Here is a 23,397-nt window from a genome sequence, read left to right on the forward strand (position 1 = left end):
AAAAAAACCGGCTGCACCCGGCAGCCGGTCGTTAATATGATTTAGATCTCACCGCTCAGAACCACTTGTCCCTGCGGCGATTCGTTGCCGGGTTGCGGTTCCAATGTGATTGCGATGGTATCCCATTCTTCGGTGTTGTTGTCGATATTGAAATAGGTGGCGCCTTCACCGTCGGCATTAGCCGTAAATGCGCCGGCTGGTATCGGATTGTCGCCATCGATCAGCCAGACCTGGTAAACCTGCTCGCCCTCAAGCGCTGCGAGTTGCTCACCCTGGACCACCAAGTTCAATGCGCCGTCCTCTTCCTCGATCAATGCAGCTGTTCCGCCGCCGCTGAAATCTTCGCTCGGCTGCAGATCAATCGACTGGAACACCGTTTGCGGCTCGGTCGGTTCAACCGGCTCGGCGGGCTCCGCCTGCTCCTGCTGCAATTGCATGAATGCAAAGGCATTGCCGAGCAGCGAGACGAGCAGCACCGCAGCGATTACCGGTGTCCACCAAATACGTTTCTTGCCGCGGTCCGGCAGAGGCACCACTTTCTCTGCTTCAACGCCATCATCCCGTGTACGGCTTTCCGACTCGGCGTGCGATGAGCTTGAAGCTTTGCTGCCTGCCGAAGATGATGCCGCGGCAGACGACGCTGATGATGCGGATGAGCTGTCTGTCGCGCTGTCTTCTGCGAAAACATTCGACAGGATCCGTGATTTCATTCCCGCAGGTGGTTCTGCCGGGTCTGAAAGATAAGGGAGCTGTCCGGTTGCGTCTACGATTTCGCGGCATTCGTCGCAAGTCTTCAGATGTTCTTCGAATTCGCGTGTTTGTTCTTCAGATAATGTGCCGTTCAAATAGTCGACCAATTGATCACATAATTCGTTATTCATCGGTAGCCCCCCTTTCCTGCATCCCATGCAGCGTTTTTTTCAGTTTGCCGAGTGCCAGCCGGATCCTGCTTTTGACGGTTCCGAGCGGCATGCCGCATATCTCGGCAATTTTTTCATGCGTATGTCCTTTGAAATAAAATAATTGGATCATCTCCTGCTGTTCGGTGGATAATTGCGAAACGGCAGCCTGGATATGCTCTTTCTCTTCCTGCCATTCGGCCGTCTGCTCAACGCTCGAGTCCTTGCTCGGCATTTCGGCAACTTCATCGAGCGGCACGGTCGCCGCTTTACGCTTGCGTATTAAATCGATCGCGGAATTCTGTGCCATGCGGAACAGCCAGGAAGTGAATTTCCCTTTGCTGTCGTCGTATTCGCCGATTCCCCGCCAGATTTTGATGAATACTTCCTGGAGGGCCTCTTCCGCCAGATCGCGGTCCTGGGTCATTTTATAGAGAAACGAGAATAGAATCTTTTCGTACCGGTCATACAAGTCTTCAAGCGCATCTTTATCTTTTTCTTTGATGCGTGAGTAAAGCAGCGTATCGGAACTTTTCTCCATCGATGTTCTCCTTTTATGCATGTGTCATAACATTAGCTTACTATAACCGGACTGATTGGAGAAAGTCTGTGCCGGTTTTATTTTTGTAAGCTCATGTATTCAACGTGCAAAAGGCCGTTTTAGATCAGTCTGGCAATAAATTCTGTGTTGTTTTCTTATATAAAAGATATTCCGCATATAAACGATATTCCGCAAAAAAGCTTCGCTTTCCGGGGGGCTCGCGTCGAGCTAACTCGGGACTTCGTCCGAGTGGATCTCGACACTTCGCTTGGTCCCCCAGGAGTCTGCGCTTTTTTGCTCCATATCTTAGACAACTCTTAACCTGCTGCATTTGGGTATAGAGAAAATAAATTGAAGTTTGTCACTAAAAAACTGATCTAAATATCAACTCGCTCCGTTATACGTGTAGAAACAAAAAAACAAAGGAGTGTTGACGATGAAATTCGGAAAAATATTAGCACCGATATTAGGGGCAACGCTGCTGGTTCCTTCAATGGGAATGGCAGTGAGTGCAGAGGAAACGTCTCCGGTAGAAACGAGCGGCGTTGAATTGCGGTCGACTTTGGATTCGTTATTGTCGGAGCATTACGCGCTGGCAGTGGATTCGATGATGAAGATTTACGATGGTGACGCAGCAGCCGAAGCGGCAATGGCGGCACTTGATGCCAATGCGGCGGATATGGAGCCGGTAATCGCATCGGTATATGGCGAGGAAGGCGGAGCAGCTTTCACAGATATTTTCGATAAACATAATACCGGAACTGATGATTATGCGATGGCTGTGAAGGACGGCGACGAAGAAGCTCAAGAGGAAGCTCTGGTGGAGATCCAGTCTTTCGTCGATGAAATGGGTGCATTCCTTGGAACCGCCACAGAAGGCAAGCTGCCGGAAGACGGCGCAACTGAGGCACTTCGCGCACATGAAGATTTCGTACAGAATACATTCGATTTATATGCAGATGGTGACTATGAAGCTTCTTACACTTCTTACCTTGAAGGCTTCAAGCAGATTTTCGGAGCAGGCAGTGCCATCAGTGGCGCAATTGCGGCCCAGTTCCCGGATCAATTTACGGATCCGAACACAGCAGCCGGTGATTTCCGTTCGACCGTCAGCCGCATTGCTGCAGAGCATTTTGCTCTAGCGCAACTCAGCATGGCAAAAGGCTATAACGGTGCGGCAGACTTTGATTTTGCCGACTGGGCACAGGATCAGAATACGGAAGAATTCAGTGCAGCTATCGCTTCATTCTATGGTGACGAAGCTGCAACTCAATTTGCAACTCTATGGAACAACGAGCATATTTCAGTACAAAGTGATTTGGCAACTGCGCAAGCAGGCGGCGATGAAGAACAGATTCAACAGGCACAATCAGCTCTAATTGAAACATTCGCCACTGAACTTGGCACTTTCCTGAGCACTGCAACAGAAGACCGCTTGCCACAGGAAGAAACAATTGCTAATGTTGCAGCACACGAACAATCAGTAGTCGACACGTTCAGCCAGTATGCAGCAGGCGATTTCGAAGCATCTTATAACACGTACCGTGAAGGATACACAATTGTATTCGCCATTGGTAAAGGCTTGAGCGGCGCTATCGTCGATCAATTCCCGGAAAACTTTGAAACAGCTGTCCCGGACAAGATGCCAGCTACTGGCCTTGGCGGTTCAGCTAACCAAATGAATACAATGATGATTTGGGTTGCATTGAGCACATTGATTCTACTGGCAGCAGGAACTATGACGATGCGTCAGAGAAAACAACAATAAACGATAAAACAGGAAGGAGTTTGAGCGATGAGACAATTTTGGACTATGGCTACAGCAGTGATTCTTTGTGCAGTGCTGTTTGTCATCCTGAAGCCAATGGCAGAAGAACCCACATTTGAAGAAGACATCGCTCAGCTCGACCTTCCTGCAGCTGTCGAAGAAACGCCGGCGGAGCAATTGGCGTCGGAAGAAGATATCGATAAGATTGCCGAATTCCCGATTATGCCTGCACAGCGCGAAAAACTGCAGGAGTTGCAGAAACAGCGCCAACAGAGCATCCAGGGCATGGAACCGTCACGAATTGCCATCCCGTCCATCGGGGTCGATGCCGCGATTGAAGCGACCGGCATTCTCGACAACGGTGAAATGGGCGTTCCTGAAGACATCGATCAGGTGGGCTGGTTTGAACCCGGCTTCCAAGTCGGCGCGAAAGGCCATGCGGTTCTCGCAGGGCATGTCGACGGCCTGGCCGGACCGGCTATTTTCTATCACTTGAGTAAAGTCGAAGCCGGCGAAAAAGTCATCCTTACGGACAAAGATGGCCGCGAAATGGTTTATGAAATCCGTAAAATGGCCAGCTATCCGACGGCTGAGGCACCGATTGAAGAAATCTTTGGACCTTCGGACAGCCGGATGATCAACTTGATCACGTGCACCGGAACCTTCAACCGCAATATCGGTTCCCACGAAGAACGCCTGGTCGTAACAGCTGAATTAATTTCCGATTCGAGCGTCCAGGACAAACAGCCGGAAGCGCCGACGGAAGTCGTTGCGACTTCGTTCAATCTATCGTGGCACGCTGTGCGCGATGAGGCCATCATCGGCTACCGTGTCTACGAGGAAGATATCGACAGCGGTGAACTGAAGAAAATCGCAACCGTTTCCCTGTTCGACCGCAAAAAGGTCAAAATCGAAGCGGATGACACCAAACGCTATTACGTTTCTTCGGTCGATGTTGATTTGAATGAGTCGGAGAAGACGGCGGCTGAATGATAAAAGCCCAATAAAAAAGCCGGCACTGGGGAAAGCGGTATTTCTCCCTTGTGTCGGCTTTTATTTGGTTATAGGCCTTTTGCTATTGAACAGTGTCATCACAAGTTCTGAAAAATGGTATATAATTTCGTACCTTTTATTTCTCACAAACCGCAATGCCGATCGGATAATGGATGCCGTTTCTTGAAGGTTCAATCAGTACGCCTCTTTGATAGTAAAACCTTTTCAAGGAATACTGATCAAATAATTCATGGAATTCGTCCCAGCTCAATTGGTGCACATGAAAAGGCGTGCTGCTGGGTTTTCCGCGCCCATGCCCGAAAGGCGTTGAAAGAATCAGTTTTCCTCCCGGATTCAGCATCTGATACAGCGAGTTCAAAAACCTTTTTTCATCCGGCAGATGTTCAATTGTTTCAAACGAGATGATCGAATCGAACATGCCCAGTTTTTGTGGCAGCAGAGGGTCACATGCATCTTCCTGGAGATATGTCACTTTTGGATGATAATACCGGTGCTTGGCATAGCGGATGGTTTCACCGTCCGAGTCGACCGCGATCACTCCTTCCAATTCCTCATGTTTCGCTTTTGCAACGAGCTGCGCACCGTACCCCACACCACCCGCCAGATCCAGCACCCTGCCATTTGCATAATCGATCGCAAATTGATAACGGGCTATATGTTCGAGCAGCAACCCGTTCATCGGATTCATCATTTCTGGAATCACTCTTTCCCCAGTATAAGTCAACAATCGAATTCCCCTTTCTTCCGTCTTATTCAATTTTCATTTCCAGGCATTCTGAGACCGGCCAACTTTGTATAAATGCAGAAAAACTATTGAGTTCTTTTATAAGGAATTAAGAATTCACTATTGTGTGCGGGGAAAGACGTCTTCATTGTTCAGGTCTTTGCACAGTGGGGGACCTTGGAGCTAAACGGAGGCTGGATATAGCCCAACTATAACTTAACCACACTTACTATTCTATTCGCAGGCGCTTCCTGCGGCCGCGGTGAATAACCCCCTGTGCTAAATTTCACATAGAAAAACTGCACCACAACAGTGGTGCAGTTCAATCCGGCAATTTTTTATATACTCAATCAAATAAAGAAAGCATGGAGGAAGCTGGTCCAATTTCTCATTGTGGGATACCAGCTTAAGTTGTCTGTTGAACAGCCGCAGGCAGCATATCCGTAAGGTTCATCAATTCTTCAAAATCACCCGGCGCAACCGGTTTGGAGAACAGATAGCCCTGGCCGATTGTGCAGCCGTGTTCGAGCAGCAGATGCAGCTGGTTTTCATATTCGATTCCCTCAGCCACTATTGTCAGGTTCAGGTTCAGTCCCAAGTCAATAATGGTTTTCACCATCGGATTCATCGTATCAGAATCCAGTGAGTCAACAAAGGACTTATCGATTTTTAATGTATCAATGGGCAATTGCTGGAGCACATGCAACGAGGAATAGCCGGTGCCGAAATCATCGATGGATATTTTTATCCCCAACTCCCGCAGGCTGTTCAGGATTTTCCGGCTTTCTTTGATGTTTTGCATGATGCTTTCGGTGATTTCCAATTCCAGGTATTGCGTGTCCAAAGCAGTTTCAGCCAAAATCTTCTGAACCGATTCCACAAACTTATTATGCTTGAACTGCAATACCGAAACATTGACCGATACAGTTAATGGAGGGTAACCCTTTTCCTGCCACTGCTTGTTTTGACGGCATGCTTCCCGCAGTACCCATTCTCCGATTGAAACGATTTGGCCCGTCTCTTCAGCAACCGGTATGAATTCGACCGGCGACACCCAGCCCAGTTCCGGATGCTGCCAGCGCAACAGGGCTTCCATTCCGATGATTGTATTGTCTCGAAGGTCCACTTTTGGCTGGTAATGAAGTTGAAGCTGATTTTTCTGTATCGCTTTTTTCAATTCGATTTCAATGGTCATTTTGCGGACTTTTTCCTGGCTCAGATCCGCATTGAAAAAGCTGTAGCCATTTTTCCCATTTTCTTTCGACAGGTACATCGCAGCATCTGCATTTTTCATTAAATCCTCCGCTGTACTGCCGTGTTCAGGGAATTTACTGATGCCGATACTAGGTGTAACATCCACTTCGTATTCATCAACTTGGAGTGATTCGCAGAAAAGCGCCAGTAATTTATTGGCTGTGACTATACATTTTTCATCGTTGGCATCAATGATGACAATGATGAACTCATCGCCGCCCAGACGGAACAGCAGCATATTTTCTTCGATGATCGATTCCAGCCGTTCGGCGGTTTTAATGAGCACCAAGTCTCCGATATGATGTCCGAGTGTATCATTTATCACTTTAAATTGATCCAGGTCAATCAACAAGAGAGCCGTCTGTTTGTAGGTGTCCTGGTTCAGGATGCATTCAATTTCTTCCACAAAGCTCCCCCTGTTGCGCAAATTCGTAAGCGGGTCGTGATAAGCCAAATACCTGTATTGCTGCATCAATTCCCGATTTTTCCGAAGAATGTGCAGCTGCCGGCCAAGCACCAGAAAAAACGTCAGCAATAATCCGGTGCTGAGGGCGTTGAAATTATATTGATAGCTGTGGCCAACCAGTACCAGCAGAACCAGAATGCTCATGTATGGAAAAGATCCTTCTTTCCCTCTGACAGGATTATTCAACATCCAGGAATCGACACTTTGCTTCATTTTGCCGAAATAGCCTGTAAATCCGAGGAACAACGTAGACAGCAGCCATAGCAAGTCGATAAGACTGCCTGGCTGATAAGTGCCCTTAAATGCTGCATATGTAAACAGAGAATCGGCTGTAATCTGAAGCATAAATCCGGCCACCAGCAATAGCATAATATCCTGCTTTTTACTTTTTAATATCTGGTAATACAAAATCGTCACAACAAATAGAATCGTCAGGTCCGCGACGGGGTATCCTACTGCTGTCAAAACAGCTATCCAGGAATTACCCGACAGAGTCATAATCGGATTTATCAAATAGTGAAAACTGACGGCTGCGACTGTAATCATAAAGACAGTGATATTGAAAATGTAAGACTGCCCGGAAGATTCATTGCTCAGATCACGGGCTTTGGTGATCAATGCTGCCAGGTAAAAGAGATAGGCAATCATCCATACCAGATACGAATACTCCGACGAATCCACCGCTCCTTCAAGAAGCTGGCTGTAAAGCCACATCCAATTGGAACCTATATAGAAAGAAAGGCCGATAAGCAGAAGCAGCCAAAAGTTCTTCTGCCTGCGCTGCGCATTGCGATAAGCCTGGAACAGCCAGAAGATGCCGGCCATTCCGACAAGTATTTGAAGCACATTGGTACCAATGGAAACCAGCAAAGGATTTCCTTCAAAATAAATGGTCCAGCCGAAAAATAGACTGATCACCGATAAAATGAGCGAAATAGGAAAAATATTATTTTTAAACACGGCTGTTCCCCCTCGATGTCTGAACTTATGTATATCTCCCAGTCCCGTGCATTTGCCGATACCATTTCAAAGCGGAAGATTTCGATCGTGATAATAAATAAAAATACGCAACTGACCACTAATCTATTCAAATTAATGATTTCGATTCCCAAGGTCATAAGCATTACTTATTTACTATACCCTCCCGGAGTATATTATAACCGTTAATATAACAAAAAAATAGTCCTTTTATCATAATTCCATTATCAGGAAAAAATACAAAACACCTACAATCATCAATGACAAAAAAACACCGAAAATGACGTATCGGCAGCAAAATACTTTCGAATTGAGCTGTTGACGGCGATGGAGATGCCGATTTCTCTGAACCTCCCCTCCCCAAGGTGATAAAAGGACAAGAACCGGACAACGGAGAAATTCTCCGATTCGTCCGGTTTTCACTTTATGCAGACTTGTTAGCTCCTCTTCAAGACGGGGTATAACAAAAGTAATGAGGTGACAATATGATCTTTCTACTCGTCTGGCTGCTGTTGATTGGCTATGCCGTTTATCTGGCACCCGGCAGCGGCGCCAATAACCCGGTTTTCCCGGAACTGCTTAATGGAAACATTGGTGACATCGATCCGCTCGTCTTAGCCGTGTTCAATTCACTCGGCATCTTTCCGCTCGTCTTCCTGACCCTCCTGCTCCTGAACGACCGGATGCGCTGGCCGGCGTGGCCGTTCGCGCTCCTGTCTTTCGGCATCGGGGCTTTTTCGCTATTGCTTTATTTTGCATTCGGCATTCGAAAACCCGAAAAGAAACTGCGCACGCCGCGCTGGCTCGTCCGTTTCCTGCGCTCGCGCTTCTGGCTGATCGTCCTCATCATCATGTGGGCCGGAAATTGGCTGACGCTGCTGCAGGGATTCTCCTTTGCCGACTATGTCGATTATTTCTTCGCCTCCAGCCTGGTGTCGGTCATGAGCGTCGACTGGCTGGTGCTGTATGGCCTGTCGATCTACACCGTCCACCGGTTTTATCCGGGTGCGCGGTACAAGGGGCTGGCGTGGATTCCGATTATTGGGCCGGTGCTGGTATTGTTGGTGAATAGACCGTTGCTTAAGCATCAGAAATAAAGATTCATGCAATAAAATTTCCAGGCTTTGAAAAAGGAGTTCTCCAAGATGCTCCCCCATATGTCGGACACTGCTTACATCAAAGTGTTAAATTATCATACTTGGACCAATTCCGAGCGATCCCTCCTTTTTTCGGCACGAAATACAAATTAACATCAAAATTATTAAAAAATTACAAAAATACGTTTAAACTTCCACCTCCTAAGGAAAGGGGTTAATGTAACTACTTTTAAGGAGGTTTTATTTTTGTTGAAAAAATCAGTAGCCGCAGTCATTGTTTTAGTAATGCTGACAGGGTTGCAAATGCCGGTATTCGCGGACAACCACGGAGAGCCGCCTGTCAGGGAACTCGAACAGCAGTTCAGGGATTTGATCTACAATCTTGAAACGGCGCAGGATTATGAAGTGGTGGAATATGACTCCATGGCAAGACTGGAAGAAGAATTCAGAAGCATTATGGTTTGGCCACTGGCAGATCATTATTTAGAGACCTATTTTGAAGAACGGGATGGCACAGCCTATATAATACCAATGGACGGTCCTGTTCAATTGAATCTTGATGAGGATTATACACTCGAAAAAGTCGACGACAATACTTATGAACTGACACAGCAAGGGGAAAGCGCGTTAAGAGGAGAGTATACCCTGACCATCACTTACAGCTACGAAGCCGGCAAATGGGTATTCGGTGACCGGATGGATCATGTATCTTCTTCTGAAAACGGCGGAGAACTTCCTGACACTGCCACTTCCCTGCCAAGCATGATGGCTTTGGGCGGCATTGTCATGGGATTAGGTGCCCTTCTGCTGTTCTTCCGCAGAAAATCTCTTGTATAAAATTAAGGACGGGTGCACATGAAGAAACTAGGCATTTTCTTATTGCTCACGGGTTTCATGATAATCGTTTGGAACGGTTATTCCTTGTGGCAACAGACACAGGCAGTCACCACCAATCCAGTTGAAATCCAGGAGCGATTTGAAAATTGGGACAGAACGGCATACCAGCAACAGCTTGAGATTCCAATTGCCAATAAAAACGTGGAAGAAAAACCCCCTTCTCCGGCGTACAGTGCCGGGGAGAATGTGGGAACCTTGAATATCCCCCGCATCGGAACTCAATACGAGGTTTACTGGGGAACTGATGAAGATACTTTAACGCAAGGCGTAGGCATGTATGACAGCCAATGGACAGTTACGCCCGATAATGTCGGGCATGTGGTTCTGGCGGGCCATCGTGATACGGTGTTCAGACAATTGGGCGATTTAAAAGAAGGTGATCATCTTTACGTCAATTACGGGGAAAAGACGTATGATTACCAAATCCGAAAAATCTGGATAACCGACGCGGAAGATCGTACCGTCATTGTCAGTAAAAGTAAGCCCACACTCACGCTGAGCACCTGTTACCCATTCGATTTTATCGGGTCTGCTCCCGATCGCTATATTGTCCAGGCAGAGTTGGTTTCTGTAGATTAAAAAGAATAGCGACTGAGACATCTTCCATCCAGCCCATGCAAAGGCAGGATATAAAGGGAGGTGTCTTTTCCTTTCTCGAATTTCCTCTTTCTCCGTCTGCATAACTCTCTATAATTGTTTAACCGGAAAATTTGAGGCGTTGTCAAAAATACTTTTTCCGAAAAAAAAGGAATGCACAAAGACTCTGTGCACTCTTTTTTGCCACTTCAGCTTTTCTCTCTTACTACCCCTTCAAACGCATTGCGGTAAATAGCATGAATATCTTCCCGCTCGAGCTGCATCGGGCTTCTTGCAAGAATGCGCTGCTGTTTGAGCGCATCCTCCGTAAGGTTGCCAAGTGCCGCCTCGGTAATACCGAAACCCTGGAGTGACAAAGGGATGCCGACATCGGCGACCATACGCTTAAGCTCTTCAATACATTTCAACGAATCACCTTCATCATGTTGTGCTGATAAGGTATAACCCATCGCTTCGTAAATGTCTTGCATCCGCTTCTCACAACTTGAACGAATATAGCCCATCACGTAAGGCAAAAGTACAGCGTTGGATTCACCATGAGCGATATGGAACTGTCCGCCAAGCGGATAAGCCAGTGCATGAACTCCGGCTACTCCCGCATTAAAGAAAGCGAGTCCCGCCAGATAACTGCCATAACTCATATCAGAACGTGCTTCTTTATTGCTGCCATCCGAAACAGCCGTTCGAATTGAACCACTGATCAACCGGATCGCCTGAAGCGCCAGACCGTCCGTAACGGGATTGGCATTAACAGAAATATAAGCTTCGACTGCATGTGTCAATGCATCAATTCCGGTAGCGGCCGTGACTTTAGGCGGCAGTGAAACAGTGAGTGCCGGATCAACGATTGCAGCATCAGGCAATAAATAATCGTGCGTCACTACATCTTTCGATGTCTCCAAGGAAAGAACCGCTATATTGGTCACTTCCGATCCCGTTCCGGAAGTCGTCGGAATCAATATTTTCGGCAGTCCTTTATGTGTCAGGGACCGTTTGCCCGTCAAATTCAAATAATCCGCCACATCTCCATCATGAGTCGCCAATACGCCTGCAAGTTTCGCCAAGTCCAGTGCGCTTCCACCGCCTAACCCAATGACCAGGTCGAATTCCCGCTCCCTCGTATGGCGCACCAGTTTTTCGGCAACTTCAAGCGGTGGCTCCGGCACTACTTCGGTATAAATTTCAGTTTGAATTCCAACTGCTTCCAACGGGTTCACAACCTGATCCACAATCCCCAGTTTTTCCAATAAAGAATCTGTCACGATCAAAATATTTTTTGCATCAAACCGTTTTACTTCATCCAATAGATGATCAAGCGCTCCCCAGCCTGTATAGTTAAGGGGCGTAAAAGTTATTTTAAAGGACATTCTTCCAGCTCCTTTGATCTATTACTGCAGGGAAAAAACCAAAGTTCCACTCAACACTCTTTTCGCTTCCTGATTCACAGCTTCAACTTCAAAAGTCTGCTTTCCATCTTCCTTTTCATTCAAAACGGCTTTCAAAGAAATGATATCTCCCAGAAAAACCATTCCCTTAAACCGGATCGAATAGGTCTGGATGAATCCCTCATCTAAAAAAGGCGTGAAGAGTTTCGCCAAATTCCCCATCGTCCACATGCCATGCGCTATAATCCCCGGGAGCCCGGCATTTTCGGCATCGGAATCGATTGTATGTATTGGGTTGAAATCACCGGAAGCGCCAGCGTATTTAATCAGGTCTAACCGTGACACGGGCTCTAATTGGATCGTGGGCAATGCGTCTCCGATTTCCAGTTCATTTATCCGGCTCATGCTTCCATCTCCTTCCGGGCAGCGTCATTTATAATCACAATTCGCTCTTCTGAAAAGAGCAGCTGCCGGGAAGCATCTTCTCCGTAACGAATCAGCACGAGAAAACCCATTCTTCCGAAATTGCCGGTTTTCTCGTAATAATCCTTCACTTCCAACCAGCAAAAAACTTCTTCATCCACAAACAGCGGACGCGTGTACTGGTAAATTTGCTCTCCGTGGATCAATCCTTTACCAGGCAGCTTGAGTCCCGGAATAGAACCGCTGTCGAAAGTAACCGGAAATGTGGGCGGCGCAAGGTTTCTGCCGTAACGGGACCGTTTTCCAGCCTCTTCATCGGTGAAGAGTGGCGAAGAATCCTTTAACGCTTCCGCAAATTTTTTTACCGCGCCTCTTTCAATTACATTTTTCACCTTTTCTGATTTCCTGCCAATCATCGCTTCCAACATGCGCAAACTCTCCTCCTCAATCTTTCGGTCCTCCCGCGACATACAAAACCTGGCCAGAAACAAAGGATGAGCGTTCATCTGCGAAAAACGCCACTGCATTCGCAATGTCTTCCGGTTTGCCGCTTCTTCCTGCTGGAATTGTCGCCACTGTTCCTTTGATGAAATCTTCAAATGACACACCCATCCGTTCAGCGGTAGCTTTTGTCATATCCGTTTCGATAAAACCGGGTGCCACCGAATTGGCCGTCACTCCAAACTTGCCCAATTCGATCGCGAGCGTTTTCGTGAATCCCTGGAGTCCCGCTTTTGCCGTTGCGTAGTTTGCCTGTCCTCTGTTGCCAAGCGCTGACGTGGAAGAGATGTTGATGATTCTTCCATATTTGTTTTCGATCATATACTTCTGAGCGGCGCGCGTGGCAAAAAATGCGCCTTTCAAATGGACATCCATTACCGTCATCCAGTCTTCATCCGTCATCTTAAACAGCATATTGTCCCGTATGACTCCAGCATTATTCACCAGAATATCGATGGAGCCAAAGCGGTTGTTCACTTCCTCCATAGCCGCTTCAATCTGATCCCTTTCCGTAACACTCGCCACTTTCGCATATACCGAATAACCTTTTCCTTCCAGCTCATTTTTCGCCGAATGGAGCGCTTCTTCATTAATATCGATAATCGCCACATTGGCCCCTTCACTCGCAAAGCGTTCGGCAATTTGTCTGCCAATCCCTCTGCTGCCTCCAGTCACCAAAGCGGTTCTCCCTTCGAAAATCCCCATCCTTCTTATTCCCCTTTCAACTTTTATGTATTTTTGTATGAAACCATCCCGCTTCATTCCTCTGAAGTTTCGCCCTGCACCATATGCTTGCCAAGTTCCTCTCGGATCGAATCCGGAATCCGCTCAGCCTTTTGCGCCTGAAGATTGAAATTCACATAAGTGACCTTGCCCTCCACACACAACACATCCCCTTGCCAAATCTCCTCATACAGCTCCAGGCTCGAATTGCCGATGCGGCTGACCGAGGTTTTGACCAGCACATCCTGACCGAAATGTATTTGTTTTTTATACGTTACATTCATATTCAAAATGATCATTTTCCAGTTTTCGAATGAATGATCCGGTGTAAACAATTTAAAGATTTCATGCCGCCCCGCTTCAAACCAGACAGGAATCGTCGTGTTATTAATATGGCCCACGCCGTCCGTTTCGGACACACGCGGCTCAATGGTGGTTTCGTACATGGTGAACCTCCCGATTCTATAAATACCCAGCAAATCCAAAACGATTGTTTTAACTTTTCTGACAATTAATTACTTTTTCAATATACAGGAACCCCAATTGCCAGTCAATTGAGCGAGTCCGGGAGCACTCATCAGTTGGAGCCCATAAAAAAAGACTGCCCCAAAAGGCAGTCCTAACTAATCAATCAACGTCACCGCCACAATCTCATCCAGCATCAGCCGCTCCATTCCAAACGGGCTTTCGTAAACAAGTTCGCGGTGCGACACATCGATGCGCTCGATGATGCCTCTGTGTTTGAACAGCTGCTTGTCCCGCCAAGTCTCGATCAGCACTTCACATTTGCGCTTCAACGCGATATCGAGTTCCTCCTGGATCAGCTGAAGATCGAACTCGTCGAGGTCCGGCCGCTTCACTTGTTCATCCTCTTTGTACCATTCGCGCAGCATCTGGATATGTTCCGGCAGCATCAGCCCCTGCCATTTGATATTCCCCCGGTCCTTGATATCCCCCTGCATCTTGAATTGATTGTTCAGCTTCTTCACTCCAACCACTCCTTTCTAAAAATAAGAACACCTGTTCTTATTTTATACCACGAAAAGAAGCTCGACAATCCTTTTCGGGCAAATAAAAAAGCCGTTCAGCTAAAAATGAGCGGCTTTGTCCCTCTATATTCAATCTTATTTCATAAAAAACTTCGCCCTGTCGCCCGTAAAACGCAGATCTTCCGTGATCATTATAAAGGTTAAATTTACACATTATGTAAAATTTCATGTTTTGCTGTCAAATTTTTTGTTAGAATGTATAGATACCAAGTTTTACTAATAAGGCGGTGCTTCATTTGAATACTAAAAAATTAATTCAAGAGAGAAAAACCCATTTAGAAAAACGCTAAGACGAAATCATTCTGGAGTAAAAGTCACTCTGATTATGCCCAGTGTATAGAAAGGAGGAGGTTCTTGTATGTTCATGGCAGTCTTAATTTCATCTATAAGTGTACTGGTCGGCGTCAGTGTTTCAACAATTTTTCTAGTAAAATCAGCGAAAAAGAATAACTCAAGCAACGAATAATAAGCAAGATCATTGGCCATCAGACGGCAACTAAAAAAGCCGCTCAATATTAATTGAGCGACTCCATCCTTATCTGTTTCATAAAAATCTCCGCCCCTGTGGACGGCGCAACGTAAATATTGCGCTTACCTCTACTCGTCATAATCGTAACCACATCCTTTTGCGGATGAGCCAGTATTTCATATTCCAAGCCGCCGAACTGTGCCGGCGTTAAGCTCCAGTCGCTGTTCGCCGCAACCGGATGAACCTCCAAGCGGTACGCCTTCCACGTCTTCGCCGTTTTCGGCAGCCGCACAAATTCCTTCATGGCGATTTGCTGAACCGGTTTTTTCGCCTCTTTTAAAGAAGCGCCTTTTGCATCGCCCAGCTTGATGACTTGCCCGATCCCCAGCGCTTTCGGATCCACCCCCGGATTCGCCGCTTCCAAATCCGCCACTTCGATGCCTTCCATATTATTGGCGATGTTCCAAAAGGTATCGCCTTCCTGGATGGTATAAGTGGCCGGCACCGGTGCGATCAATGCGTCTTTATTCAAAAAATTAAACGCTCCTTTATAATCAAACACGCAGCACGCTTTCCAGCTGTAGCCCGGCATTTCGTGATGCGATTTGTCTTCGCGGCCGATGCCGTCTGCCACCAGCGCCGCCTGCAATTCTTTCACCGTCTCTTTGACAAAATCCCGCATTCGCTCGTTGCGGTAATCGCCGGCGACGCAAATGCCCAGTCCGTAATCATTGGCGTTGCCGGCGTGATAGGTGCGCCGGTCAAAATCATGCGCCCAGACAATCCGCGCCCGTTTGCCACGAGGAGTCTCAACTGCGTTTTTCGGCTCGACGATAATCGCATAGGCGACGCCCGGCCAGCCATTCGTTTCAATATGGTGTCTGGCGAAGCTCGCGGCATCCGATCCCGCCAGATGCGACAGCGTCAGTGAATGATGCCAGACGCGTGTACTGATGCTTTTACTGCGTTGGATGTAATTGTGTTTTTTCTGCAGACTTTGCCGCATATCGACTAAACTTGGCAACGCTAAAAAGTTTTTCATGTGGTACCCCCTTTTGAGTTTTGTTCTGATAGAACAGAATCTTAATTCCATTCCATTATTTCCAGCTATGCGGCCCGCTTCCCCTGCTGCCAATCACTATGCCCATCGCAATCATTGGCGAGTCGAACTCATAATCTTCCAGTAAGAACAGCTGACTGTGCAGCGGGATCAGCAGCCCTTCCAGGATCAGCTTTTCACGCAGCTTTACAAAACTCTTCGGGCATTTCGCTGTAGTCGATGCTGCGAACTTCGATCCTTTCATCACGACAAATTTCTCTCCCGCATAATAGCCGCTGGCATCCGCTCCGCGCTTTGACGTAATCGTCAGGATTTCCGGCAGTTGTTCCTCCACCGCCATCAGCAGGATTCCGGCATCGAACGGGTCGACCGGTGTTTCTTCCTGTGTTTCTGCATCCAACTCGAAAAATTTATAGAGTTCGCCGTAATCCGGATGCGTGATTCGTTTTACAAACGGCGTTTTTTTCATTATTTCATCTCCTTTGCAGGCAAGATTCCTAAAAAGGTGCCTATACTCCCTATATAGCTAAGTAAGCGGTAATAGGATACTTTTTCAACACTTTCATTGAATAAAAAATGCAGGGACTCCTCATGAAAGAAAGCAGTTTCAAGCCTCATAAATAAAAAAGAGACCGAATTGCACCCGCAGAATAATATCTGCAGATAAATTCGATCCCCTGAATTCTATAGCCGCCGCTTATTAGGCGATCGGCGCTTTTTGTGCTGTTTTTTGTTTAAAAGTTCTTGTTGATTCGACCGCTTGCTGCCAGCCGGTGTAAAGCTCTTCACTTTGTTCGGCAGGCATTTTCCGGTTATAGGTTTTTTCAACCTGCCATTGCTTGGCGATTTCTTCTTTATCTTTCCAGAAACCGACGGCCAGCCCCGCCAGATAAGCAGCGCCAAGTGCTGTCGTTTCCTGGATGACCGGACGTTCGACCGGTACATCCAAAATATCACTCTGGAATTGCATCAAAAAGTCATTAGAAACTGCTCCGCCGTCAACACGCAAGGTTTTGAGTTCAATCCCCGCATCTTTAATCATGACATCTACAACATCTTTTGTTTGATAGGCCAGTGATTCAAGCGTTGCACGGACAAAATGCGCTTTTGTCGTGCCGCGTGTCAAGCCAAAAACCGCTCCGCGTGCGTCGGTGTCCCAGTAAGGCGTTCCGAGACCGACGAATGCCGGTACCATGTATACACCGTCTGTAGACTCGACCGATGTGGCATAGCCTTCGCTTTCAGGTGCAGTATTCAATATTCCCAGCCCGTCTCTCAACCATTGGATTGCAGAGCCGGCGACGAATATACTGCCTTCAAGCGCATATTCCACTTTGCCGTCGACGCCCCAGGCCAGTGTCGTCAACAGTCCGTGATCAGAAACGACGCCTTCTTCCCCAGTGTTCATCAGCATAAAGCATCCTGTACCGTAAGTGTTTTTCGCCATCCCTTTATCGAAGCAGGCCTGGCCGAATAAAGCAGCCTGTTGGTCGCCGGCGATGCCTGCAATCGGCACTTCGTGTCCGAAGAAATGATAATCGACAGTATGGGCATAGACTTCGGACGATTGGCGCACTTCCGGCAGCATGCTTTTCGGCACTGTCAGGATCTCCAATAGTTCTTCATCCCATTCCAAGTCGTAGATATTGTACATCAGCGTGCGGGAAGCGTTGCTGTAATCCGTGATATGCTCTTTTCCACCCGACAATTTATAGACGAGCCATGAATCGACCGTTCCGAACATTAAATCGCCATTATCCGCTTTTTCACGGGCGCCTGGAACGTTGTCCAGAATCCATTTGACTTTCGTGCCGGAAAAATAAGCATCGATCAGTAGTCCCGTTTTTTTACGGAACAATTCTTCGTGTCCCTGCTCTTTTAAATCTTTGCAGATTTCACTGGTCTGGCGCGACTGCCAGACAATCGCTTTGTAAATCGGCTTTCCGGTATTTCGATCCCAGACAACTGCTGTTTCGCGCTGGTTTGTGATGCCGATTCCAGCGATCTGGCTTGGGTCCACATCGGATTTACGCAATACGCCTGCCATACAAGCGAGGACAGATGTCCAGATTTCATTGGCGTCATGTTCCACCCAGCCCGGTTTCGGGAAAAACTGTTCAAACTCCTGCTGGGCCGTTTCGACGATTTCCCCTTTATGGTTAAACAGTACTGCACGCGAACTTGTTGTTCCCTGGTCAATTGACAAAATGTAATCTTTACTCATTGTGAATTCCTCCTCAAATGGATTTTTCTGCAACGTGATTTTCATTTCTTTCGTTTTCACCTACTAAATTGTCTTCAATATCATTGGCTAACGTATGGCCTTTCTTCAGTTCAGCGTTGGCTGCTCCAATTAAGATGATTGCCATAACGACGCTGAGTGCCCAAAAAAGCAGGTTATACTCACCTGTGAATATCGCCTTGTAGAAAACTGCTCCATAAATACCACCGAAAATTGGGCCTACTATAGGAACCCAGGCGTAGCTCCAGTCGGAACTGCCTTTCCCAGGGATCGGCAGCAATGCGTGGGCGATACGCGGACCAAGGTCTCGCGCAGGGTTGATGGCGTATCCTGTAGCACCACCGAGGGACATCCCGATGGCAATGATTAAAGCTCCGACAATCAAGGGGTTCAAGCCTTCCGTAAATTGGTTGGCACCGATGAACAATAAGCCCATCACCAGAACAGCAGTACCAATAATTTCACTCACCAAATTCGAAAAAGGGCTGCGCACTGCTGGACCTGTAGAGAAAACGGCCAGTTTTGCTCCTTGGTCTTCTGTTCTTCTCCAATGAGGCAAATAGTTTAAAAAGACAATTCCTGCTCCAATAATCGCTCCAATAATTTGGGCCAGAATGTATAATGGCACTTTCGCCCATGGGAATTCACCGACTGATGCAAGTCCCAAAGTTACTGCTGGATTGATATGAGCTCCAGAAAAACTGCCCACTGCGTAAACAGCCATCGTAACGGCAAGACCCCAAGCAATGGTTATAACAATCCAACCGCTGCCTTCAGCCTTCGAATCTTTCAAAACAACTCCTGCGACGACTCCGCTCCCGAAAATAATCAGGATCATAGTGCCAATCACTTCTGCCAGAAATTCCGACATCACCCAACACTCCTTTTCTTTTTAAAGTAAAAGCCATATAACCGACCACTAAAAAAATCCGCAATCAATGAGAGTTCTTCTTCACAGAAGGACTCATTGATGTGCGAATCTCGGGTCTCCAACACAGCTCTTAACTTGTTGTTTTTAAAGTTACACGCAAAAGAAAGCGCTGTCAATCCCTATTCTGAATATTTAAGCAAAAAAAGAGCAGCCGATTTTTCTTCGGCTGCCCTTTTTTTATTTTTATAATGCTACTTGCTCATCCAACCGGATGCGTCGCTTCGTACAACAGTACATCCAATTCTTTGGTATAACTTTGAATTTGCTGCTGTGTCCATCCAAAGCTTTCCGCCATATGTGCGGTGGCCGCTTCTTTGAATGTGTACACGAACTGAATATCGAATAACAATGCCCCAGTCCGGCGGACGAAAAAGTCAACCGGTTTATAAGCCGCTTCATACTCCATCGCGTAACGGAGCATCGCAAATACCAATGGATCCAGACCTGCCTGTGCCGCTTCTTCACGTCTGCCGGCGAACAGCCCTAAAACCTTGTCGACATTGGCACCGTAACGGCTTGTCAGCATCCCTGCCGTTTCCGCGTTCAGCCCCATTGCCATCGCCTGCTGCTCGCGGTCAATTCGGAACGTTTGGAATCCTTCCGATCCGCCGACTTCACCGCCGGAAATCGGCAGATGCTTCGTGGAAACTTTCGGGAACCGCAAATCTTGTTCTTCTCTTAATTGCTCCGTAACCAGGTCAATAATGTTTTCGCCCATTTTCCGGTAGCCAGTCAACTTGCCGCCTGCAATGGAAATCAACCCGGAATCCGAAATGAAAATTTCGTCTTTACGTGAAATTTCTGAAGGGTCTTTGCCTTCCTCATGGATAAGCGGACGCAATCCTGCCCAGCTCGATTCAACATCTTCCTTGCTGATGGCCACTTCCGGGAACATGAAATCAATCGCGCGAAGTACATAGTCGCGATCGGCACGGGTCATCGTCGGATGTGCAATGTCCGCTTTGTAAACAGTATCAGTCGTACCGACATATACTTTTCCTTCTCGTGGAATAGCGAATGCCATCCGGCCGTCCGGCATATCAAAATAGACTGCCTGTTCCAGCGGGAAACGCTTGCCGTCGAAAATCAGATGGATCCCTTTTGTCAGCTGCAGCGTTTTGCCTTTTTTCGAATGGTCTTTTTCCCGTAATGTATCGACCCATGGACCGGCTGCATTGACGATTCTTTTCGCAAAGACTTCATGGATATCTCCATTCGTCTGGTCTTCCACACGGATGCCGACCGCTTTGCCGCCGTCATAGATGAAATCAATGACTTTAGCGTAATTTAACGCCAGAGTCCCTTTTTCTACCGCTTTTTTCATCACTTCAATTGTCAGACGCGCATCATCTGTTTTGTACTCCACATAATAACCGCCGCCTTTCAGCCCCTGTTTTTTCAGTAAAGGTTCACGCTTCAGCGTTTCTTTGCGGCTCAGCATTTTTCTGCGCTCTTCCCGTTTGACGCCCGCCAAAAAGTCATAGACGCGCAAGCCGACGTTTGTGCTTAATGGACCGAATGTGCCGCCTTTGTAAAACGGCAGCAGCATCCATTCGGGCGTTGTCACGTGAGGGCCGTTTTCATAAACGATTTCACGTTCCTTGCCGACTTCAGCCACCATTTTCACTTCAAACTGTTTCAGGTAACGCAAACCACCGTGCACCAATTTTGTTGAACGGCTGCTGGTGCCCGCTGCGAAATCCTGCATTTCCACCACTGCAGTCTTGACGCCTCTGACACTGGCGTCCAAGGCAATACCGGCGCCGGTAATCCCCCCGCCGATCACCAATAAATCCAAAGGCGCGTTTTTCATGGCATCTATTGTTTCTTTACGCTTCAAACTTGAAAATTTCATCCAAAATCTCTCCTCTTCCATAAATAAGATGATTTATTTCGCTCTGCACCTGTAATCTTCACAAAAAAAGAAAGACCACGGCACAGCTGCAGAATTTCTTCTGCTGAACTGGCTTGGTCTCTCGTTATCTCCGGCCTGTGATATTAACTTGTAAGGTTGTTTTACTTTACCGGTTTAAATGTGCGCGTTGACGCAACTGCATTTTGCCAACCGGTATAAAGTCTTTCGCTTTCTTCTTCCGCCATATTGCGGTTAAACGTTTTTTCAACTTGCCATTGCTTGGCGATCTCTTCTTTATCTTTCCAGAAACCGACGGCCAGACCTGCCAGATATGCAGCGCCAAGTGCTGTCGTCTCCTGGATGACCGGACGTTCCACCGGTACATTCAAAATGTCGCTCTGGAATTGAATCAGCAGATCGTTGCCGACAGCTCCGCCGTCAACACGCAATGTTTTGAGTTCGATTCCTGCATCTTCTATCATAACATTTACAACGTCTTTTGTCTGGTATGCGAGTGATTCAAGCGTTGCCCGGACAAAATGCGCTTTGGTCGTGCCGCGCGTCAAACCGAAGATCGCTCCGCGTGCATCGGTATCCCAATACGGTGTTCCGAGACCTACGAATGCCGGCACCATGTAAACGCCTTCCGTCGAATCGACCGACGCTGCAAGCGCTTCGCTTTCCGGTGCTCGGCCCAGAAGCTCAAGACCGTCACGCAGCCATTGGATTGCAGAACCAGCGACGAAAATACTGCCTTCAAGCGCATATTCGACTTTGCCGTTGACGCCCCAGGCCAGTGTGGTAAGTAGGCCATGCTCTGACTGAACGCCTTGTTCCCCGGTGTTCATCAGCATAAAGCATCCTGTACCGTAAGTGTTTTTCGCCATCCCTTTTTCAAAGCAGGCCTGTCCGAACAAAGCAGCCTGCTGGTCACCGGCCATACCGGCGATCGGCACATTATGGCCGAAGAAATGATAGTCGATTGTTTCCGCATAGACTTCAGACGACTGGCGGACTTCCGGCAGCATGCTTTTCGGCACTGTCAGAATATCCAATAATTCTTCGTCCCATTCCAGATCGTAGATATTGTACATCAGCGTACGGGAAGCATTGCTGTAATCCGTCACATGCTTTTTGCCGCCTGATAATTTATAGACAAGCCACGAGTCGATGGTGCCGAACATCAAATCGCCGTTCTCTGCTTTTTCGCGCGCGCCTTCAACGTTGTCCAGAATCCATTTGACTTTCGTGCCGGAAAAATAAGCATCAATCAACAGACCTGTTTTTTTGCGGAACAATTCCTCGTGCCCCTGTTCTTTCAAATCTTTGCAGATTTCATCTGTTTGACGAGACTGCCAGACGATCGCTTTGTAAATCGGCTTTCCAGTGTTGCGGTCCCAGACGACCGTTGTTTCGCGCTGATTCGTGATGCCGATTCCAGCGATTTGATCAGGCGTGATTTCCGACTTGCGGAGCACATCCGCGATACAGGCTAAAACAGACGTCCAGATTTCATTGGCGTCATGTTCAACCCAGCCGGGTTTCGGGAAAAACTGCTGGAACTCCTGCTGTCCTGTTTCGACGATTTCCCCTTTACGATTAAACAGTACCGCCCGTGAGCTTGTCGTACCCTGGTCGATCGATAAGATATATTCTTTCTTCAAGTCGCTCTCCTCCAACATCTATGAAACCGTAGTTTCTTCTAATTGCTCTGCCTTCTGGCGGCTTCTTCTCAATTCTGCACCTGCAGCGGTCAATAAAACCGATAAGAAGATTACGCTCAGTATCCAAAATGGCAATCCATATCCATTTGTAAATATGGCTTTGTAAAAAATAGCTCCATAAATACCGCCAAAAACCGGTCCCACAATAGGAACCCAGGCATATGACCAATCCGAACCGCCTTTGCCGGGAATCGGCAATAAGGCATGGGCAATTCTCGGCCCCAAATCACGCGCCGGGTTGATGGCATAGCCTGTCGTTCCGCCGAGCGACATGCCGATCGCGATGATCAGCGCACCGACGATCAACGGATTCAAGCCTTCTGTAAATTCGTTGGCTCCGATGAACAGGAGCCCCATGACCAGGACAGTGGTCCCGATGATTTCACTGACCAAATTGGAAAGCGGCCGGCGGATAGCGGGAATTGTCGCAAAAACAGCCAATTTTGTCGTCTCGTCTTCTGTCCGTGACCAATGCGGCAAATAATTGAAAAACACGATGGCCGCGCCAGTTATGGCACCGATGATTTGAGCCGCTATGTAAAGAGGAACTTTTGCCCAAGGCAATTCTCCGATAGATGCAAAACCAAGCGTAACAGCGGGGTTTAAATGTGCGCCCGAAAAACTTCCTACCGCGTAGACGCCCATTGTCACAGCGAGCCCCCAGGCAATGGTAATTACAATCCAGCCGCTGTTCTCCGCTTTCGAATCTTTCAATACGACACCGGCAACAACGCCGGCTCCAAAAATGATCAAAATCATCGTTCCGATCACTTCCGCTAAAAATTCAGTCAAAATAATCT

Annotated in this window: 22 protein-coding genes; 5 read left to right on the top strand and 17 right to left on the bottom strand. The window is 47.5% G+C overall.

Going from position 1 to position 23,397, the window contains the following annotated elements; genetic code table 11:
- Window positions 1-41 precede the first annotated feature (41 nt).
- The gene (locus ACFQ1X_RS13525) at window positions 42-881 is read right to left on the bottom strand and encodes an anti-sigma factor domain-containing protein (protein ID WP_144838231.1); all 840 of its coding nucleotides are present in this window, start codon (window positions 879-881) and stop codon (window positions 42-44) included.
- Window positions 874-1,440: an RNA polymerase sigma factor gene (locus ACFQ1X_RS13530; protein WP_144838233.1), complete on the bottom strand. Its 567-nt coding sequence runs from the start codon at window positions 1,438-1,440 to the stop codon at window positions 874-876. Before ACFQ1X_RS13530 ends, ACFQ1X_RS13525 begins: the two co-directional genes overlap by 8 nt.
- Before the next feature lie 436 nt (window positions 1,441-1,876).
- Between ACFQ1X_RS13530 and ACFQ1X_RS13535 the strand changes: the two genes are divergently transcribed.
- Window positions 1,877-3,208, top strand: a complete 1,332-nt coding sequence (locus ACFQ1X_RS13535) for a hypothetical protein (RefSeq protein WP_144838235.1) — start codon at window positions 1,877-1,879, stop codon at window positions 3,206-3,208.
- A 27-nt stretch (window positions 3,209-3,235) separates the two neighbouring features.
- A complete protein-coding gene (locus ACFQ1X_RS13540) occupies window positions 3,236-4,201 on the top strand; it encodes a class F sortase (RefSeq protein ID WP_144838237.1) in 966 nt (321 codons plus the stop codon).
- 136 nt (window positions 4,202-4,337) lie between these two features.
- On the opposite strand, the gene ACFQ1X_RS13545 is transcribed toward ACFQ1X_RS13540, so the two are convergent.
- Together ACFQ1X_RS13545 and ACFQ1X_RS13550 are read right to left on the bottom strand one after the other, a co-directional pair.
- Window positions 4,338-4,949 (bottom strand): class I SAM-dependent methyltransferase, encoded by a 612-nt coding sequence (locus ACFQ1X_RS13545; protein ID WP_379082965.1) that lies wholly within the window; start codon window positions 4,947-4,949, stop codon window positions 4,338-4,340.
- A 403-nt stretch (window positions 4,950-5,352) separates the two neighbouring features.
- Window positions 5,353-7,626, bottom strand: a complete 2,274-nt coding sequence (locus ACFQ1X_RS13550) for a putative bifunctional diguanylate cyclase/phosphodiesterase (protein ID WP_379082968.1) — start codon at window positions 7,624-7,626, stop codon at window positions 5,353-5,355.
- Between the two features lie 503 nt (window positions 7,627-8,129).
- Between ACFQ1X_RS13550 and ACFQ1X_RS13555 the strand changes: the two genes are divergently transcribed.
- From ACFQ1X_RS13555 to ACFQ1X_RS13565, 3 genes are all read left to right on the top strand, one after another.
- The gene (locus tag ACFQ1X_RS13555; RefSeq protein WP_144838239.1) at window positions 8,130-8,741 is read left to right on the top strand and encodes a hypothetical protein; all 612 of its coding nucleotides are present in this window, start codon (window positions 8,130-8,132) and stop codon (window positions 8,739-8,741) included.
- Window positions 8,742-8,987: 246 nt separating this feature from the next.
- Complete coding sequence (locus ACFQ1X_RS13560; protein ID WP_144838241.1) at window positions 8,988-9,578, top strand: LPXTG cell wall anchor domain-containing protein; 591 nt, start codon at window positions 8,988-8,990, stop codon at window positions 9,576-9,578.
- An 18-nt stretch (window positions 9,579-9,596) separates the two neighbouring features.
- Complete coding sequence (locus ACFQ1X_RS13565) at window positions 9,597-10,217, top strand: class D sortase (protein ID WP_144838243.1); 621 nt, start codon at window positions 9,597-9,599, stop codon at window positions 10,215-10,217.
- Between the two features lie 206 nt (window positions 10,218-10,423).
- On the opposite strand, the gene ACFQ1X_RS13570 is transcribed toward ACFQ1X_RS13565, so the two are convergent.
- From ACFQ1X_RS13570 to ACFQ1X_RS13630, 13 genes are all read right to left on the bottom strand, one after another.
- Window positions 10,424-11,602, bottom strand: coding sequence for an iron-containing alcohol dehydrogenase (locus tag ACFQ1X_RS13570; RefSeq protein ID WP_144838244.1), 1,179 nt, complete (start codon window positions 11,600-11,602; stop codon window positions 10,424-10,426).
- A 21-nt stretch (window positions 11,603-11,623) separates the two neighbouring features.
- Entirely contained in the window at window positions 11,624-12,025 is a 402-nt protein-coding gene (locus ACFQ1X_RS13575; RefSeq protein ID WP_144838246.1) for a MaoC/PaaZ C-terminal domain-containing protein, read from the bottom strand.
- Window positions 12,022-12,471, bottom strand: coding sequence for a MaoC family dehydratase N-terminal domain-containing protein (locus ACFQ1X_RS13580; RefSeq protein WP_144838248.1), 450 nt, complete (start codon window positions 12,469-12,471; stop codon window positions 12,022-12,024). The genes ACFQ1X_RS13575 and ACFQ1X_RS13580 overlap by 4 nt, the downstream gene beginning before the upstream one ends.
- Window positions 12,472-12,487: 16 nt before the next feature.
- Complete coding sequence (locus ACFQ1X_RS13585) at window positions 12,488-13,249, bottom strand: SDR family NAD(P)-dependent oxidoreductase (protein WP_144838250.1); 762 nt, start codon at window positions 13,247-13,249, stop codon at window positions 12,488-12,490.
- A gap of 53 nt (window positions 13,250-13,302) precedes the next feature.
- A complete protein-coding gene (locus ACFQ1X_RS13590) occupies window positions 13,303-13,713 on the bottom strand; it encodes an acyl-CoA thioesterase (RefSeq protein WP_144838252.1) in 411 nt (136 codons plus the stop codon).
- 177 nt (window positions 13,714-13,890) lie between these two features.
- On the bottom strand, window positions 13,891-14,256 hold the full coding sequence (locus tag ACFQ1X_RS13595; RefSeq protein WP_379082975.1) for a YolD-like family protein: 366 nt from the start codon (window positions 14,254-14,256) through the stop codon (window positions 13,891-13,893).
- Window positions 14,257-14,831: 575 nt separating this feature from the next.
- Window positions 14,832-15,827 carry a LysM peptidoglycan-binding domain-containing protein gene (locus tag ACFQ1X_RS13600; protein WP_379082978.1) on the bottom strand — a complete coding sequence of 332 codons (996 nt, stop codon included), beginning with the start codon at window positions 15,825-15,827 and terminating at the stop codon, window positions 14,832-14,834.
- Between the two features lie 55 nt (window positions 15,828-15,882).
- A complete protein-coding gene (locus ACFQ1X_RS13605; RefSeq protein ID WP_144838256.1) occupies window positions 15,883-16,314 on the bottom strand; it encodes a DUF4357 domain-containing protein in 432 nt (143 codons plus the stop codon).
- Window positions 16,315-16,545: 231 nt separating this feature from the next.
- Window positions 16,546-18,069, bottom strand: coding sequence for a glycerol kinase GlpK (gene glpK / locus ACFQ1X_RS13610; RefSeq protein WP_144838258.1), 1,524 nt, complete (start codon window positions 18,067-18,069; stop codon window positions 16,546-16,548).
- A gap of 13 nt (window positions 18,070-18,082) precedes the next feature.
- Window positions 18,083-18,958, bottom strand: a complete 876-nt coding sequence (locus ACFQ1X_RS13615; RefSeq protein ID WP_144838260.1) for an MIP/aquaporin family protein — start codon at window positions 18,956-18,958, stop codon at window positions 18,083-18,085.
- A gap of 259 nt (window positions 18,959-19,217) precedes the next feature.
- Window positions 19,218-20,873 (bottom strand): glycerol-3-phosphate dehydrogenase/oxidase, encoded by a 1,656-nt coding sequence (locus tag ACFQ1X_RS13620; protein WP_144838262.1) that lies wholly within the window; start codon window positions 20,871-20,873, stop codon window positions 19,218-19,220.
- Between the two features lie 161 nt (window positions 20,874-21,034).
- Window positions 21,035-22,537, bottom strand: coding sequence for a glycerol kinase GlpK (gene glpK / locus ACFQ1X_RS13625; RefSeq protein WP_117299359.1), 1,503 nt, complete (start codon window positions 22,535-22,537; stop codon window positions 21,035-21,037).
- An 18-nt stretch (window positions 22,538-22,555) separates the two neighbouring features.
- A complete protein-coding gene (locus ACFQ1X_RS13630; RefSeq protein ID WP_071151933.1) occupies window positions 22,556-23,389 on the bottom strand; it encodes an MIP/aquaporin family protein in 834 nt (277 codons plus the stop codon).
- Between the last annotated feature and the right edge of the window lie 8 nt (window positions 23,390-23,397).

The sequence above is a fragment of the Metaplanococcus flavidus genome (assembly GCF_042675885.1).
Classification (GTDB): Bacteria; Bacillota; Bacilli; order Bacillales_A; family Planococcaceae; genus Planococcus; species Planococcus flavidus.

Coding starts and splice junctions, on each gene's coding strand:
- ACFQ1X_RS13580 (WP_144838248.1), bottom strand. CDS start 12,471: ATGTTGGAAGCGATGATTGGCAGGAAATCAGAAAAGGTGAAAAATGTA.
- ACFQ1X_RS13530 (WP_144838233.1), bottom strand. CDS start 1,440: ATGGAGAAAAGTTCCGATACGCTGCTTTACTCACGCATCAAAGAAAAA.
- ACFQ1X_RS13605 (WP_144838256.1), bottom strand. CDS start 16,314: ATGAAAAAAACGCCGTTTGTAAAACGAATCACGCATCCGGATTACGGC.
- ACFQ1X_RS13535 (WP_144838235.1), top strand. CDS start 1,877: ATGAAATTCGGAAAAATATTAGCACCGATATTAGGGGCAACGCTGCTG.
- glpK (WP_144838258.1), bottom strand. CDS start 18,069: ATGAGTAAAGATTACATTTTGTCAATTGACCAGGGAACAACAAGTTCG.
- ACFQ1X_RS13620 (WP_144838262.1), bottom strand. CDS start 20,873: ATGAAATTTTCAAGTTTGAAGCGTAAAGAAACAATAGATGCCATGAAA.
- ACFQ1X_RS13600 (WP_379082978.1), bottom strand. CDS start 15,827: ATGAAAAACTTTTTAGCGTTGCCAAGTTTAGTCGATATGCGGCAAAGT.
- ACFQ1X_RS13575 (WP_144838246.1), bottom strand. CDS start 12,025: ATGAGCCGGATAAATGAACTGGAAATCGGAGACGCATTGCCCACGATC.
- ACFQ1X_RS13565 (WP_144838243.1), top strand. CDS start 9,597: ATGAAGAAACTAGGCATTTTCTTATTGCTCACGGGTTTCATGATAATC.
- ACFQ1X_RS13585 (WP_144838250.1), bottom strand. CDS start 13,249: ATGGGGATTTTCGAAGGGAGAACCGCTTTGGTGACTGGAGGCAGCAGA.
- ACFQ1X_RS13615 (WP_144838260.1), bottom strand. CDS start 18,958: ATGTCGGAATTTCTGGCAGAAGTGATTGGCACTATGATCCTGATTATT.
- ACFQ1X_RS13590 (WP_144838252.1), bottom strand. CDS start 13,713: ATGTACGAAACCACCATTGAGCCGCGTGTGTCCGAAACGGACGGCGTG.
- ACFQ1X_RS13540 (WP_144838237.1), top strand. CDS start 3,236: ATGAGACAATTTTGGACTATGGCTACAGCAGTGATTCTTTGTGCAGTG.
- ACFQ1X_RS13555 (WP_144838239.1), top strand. CDS start 8,130: ATGATCTTTCTACTCGTCTGGCTGCTGTTGATTGGCTATGCCGTTTAT.
- ACFQ1X_RS13525 (WP_144838231.1), bottom strand. CDS start 881: ATGAATAACGAATTATGTGATCAATTGGTCGACTATTTGAACGGCACA.
- ACFQ1X_RS13570 (WP_144838244.1), bottom strand. CDS start 11,602: ATGTCCTTTAAAATAACTTTTACGCCCCTTAACTATACAGGCTGGGGA.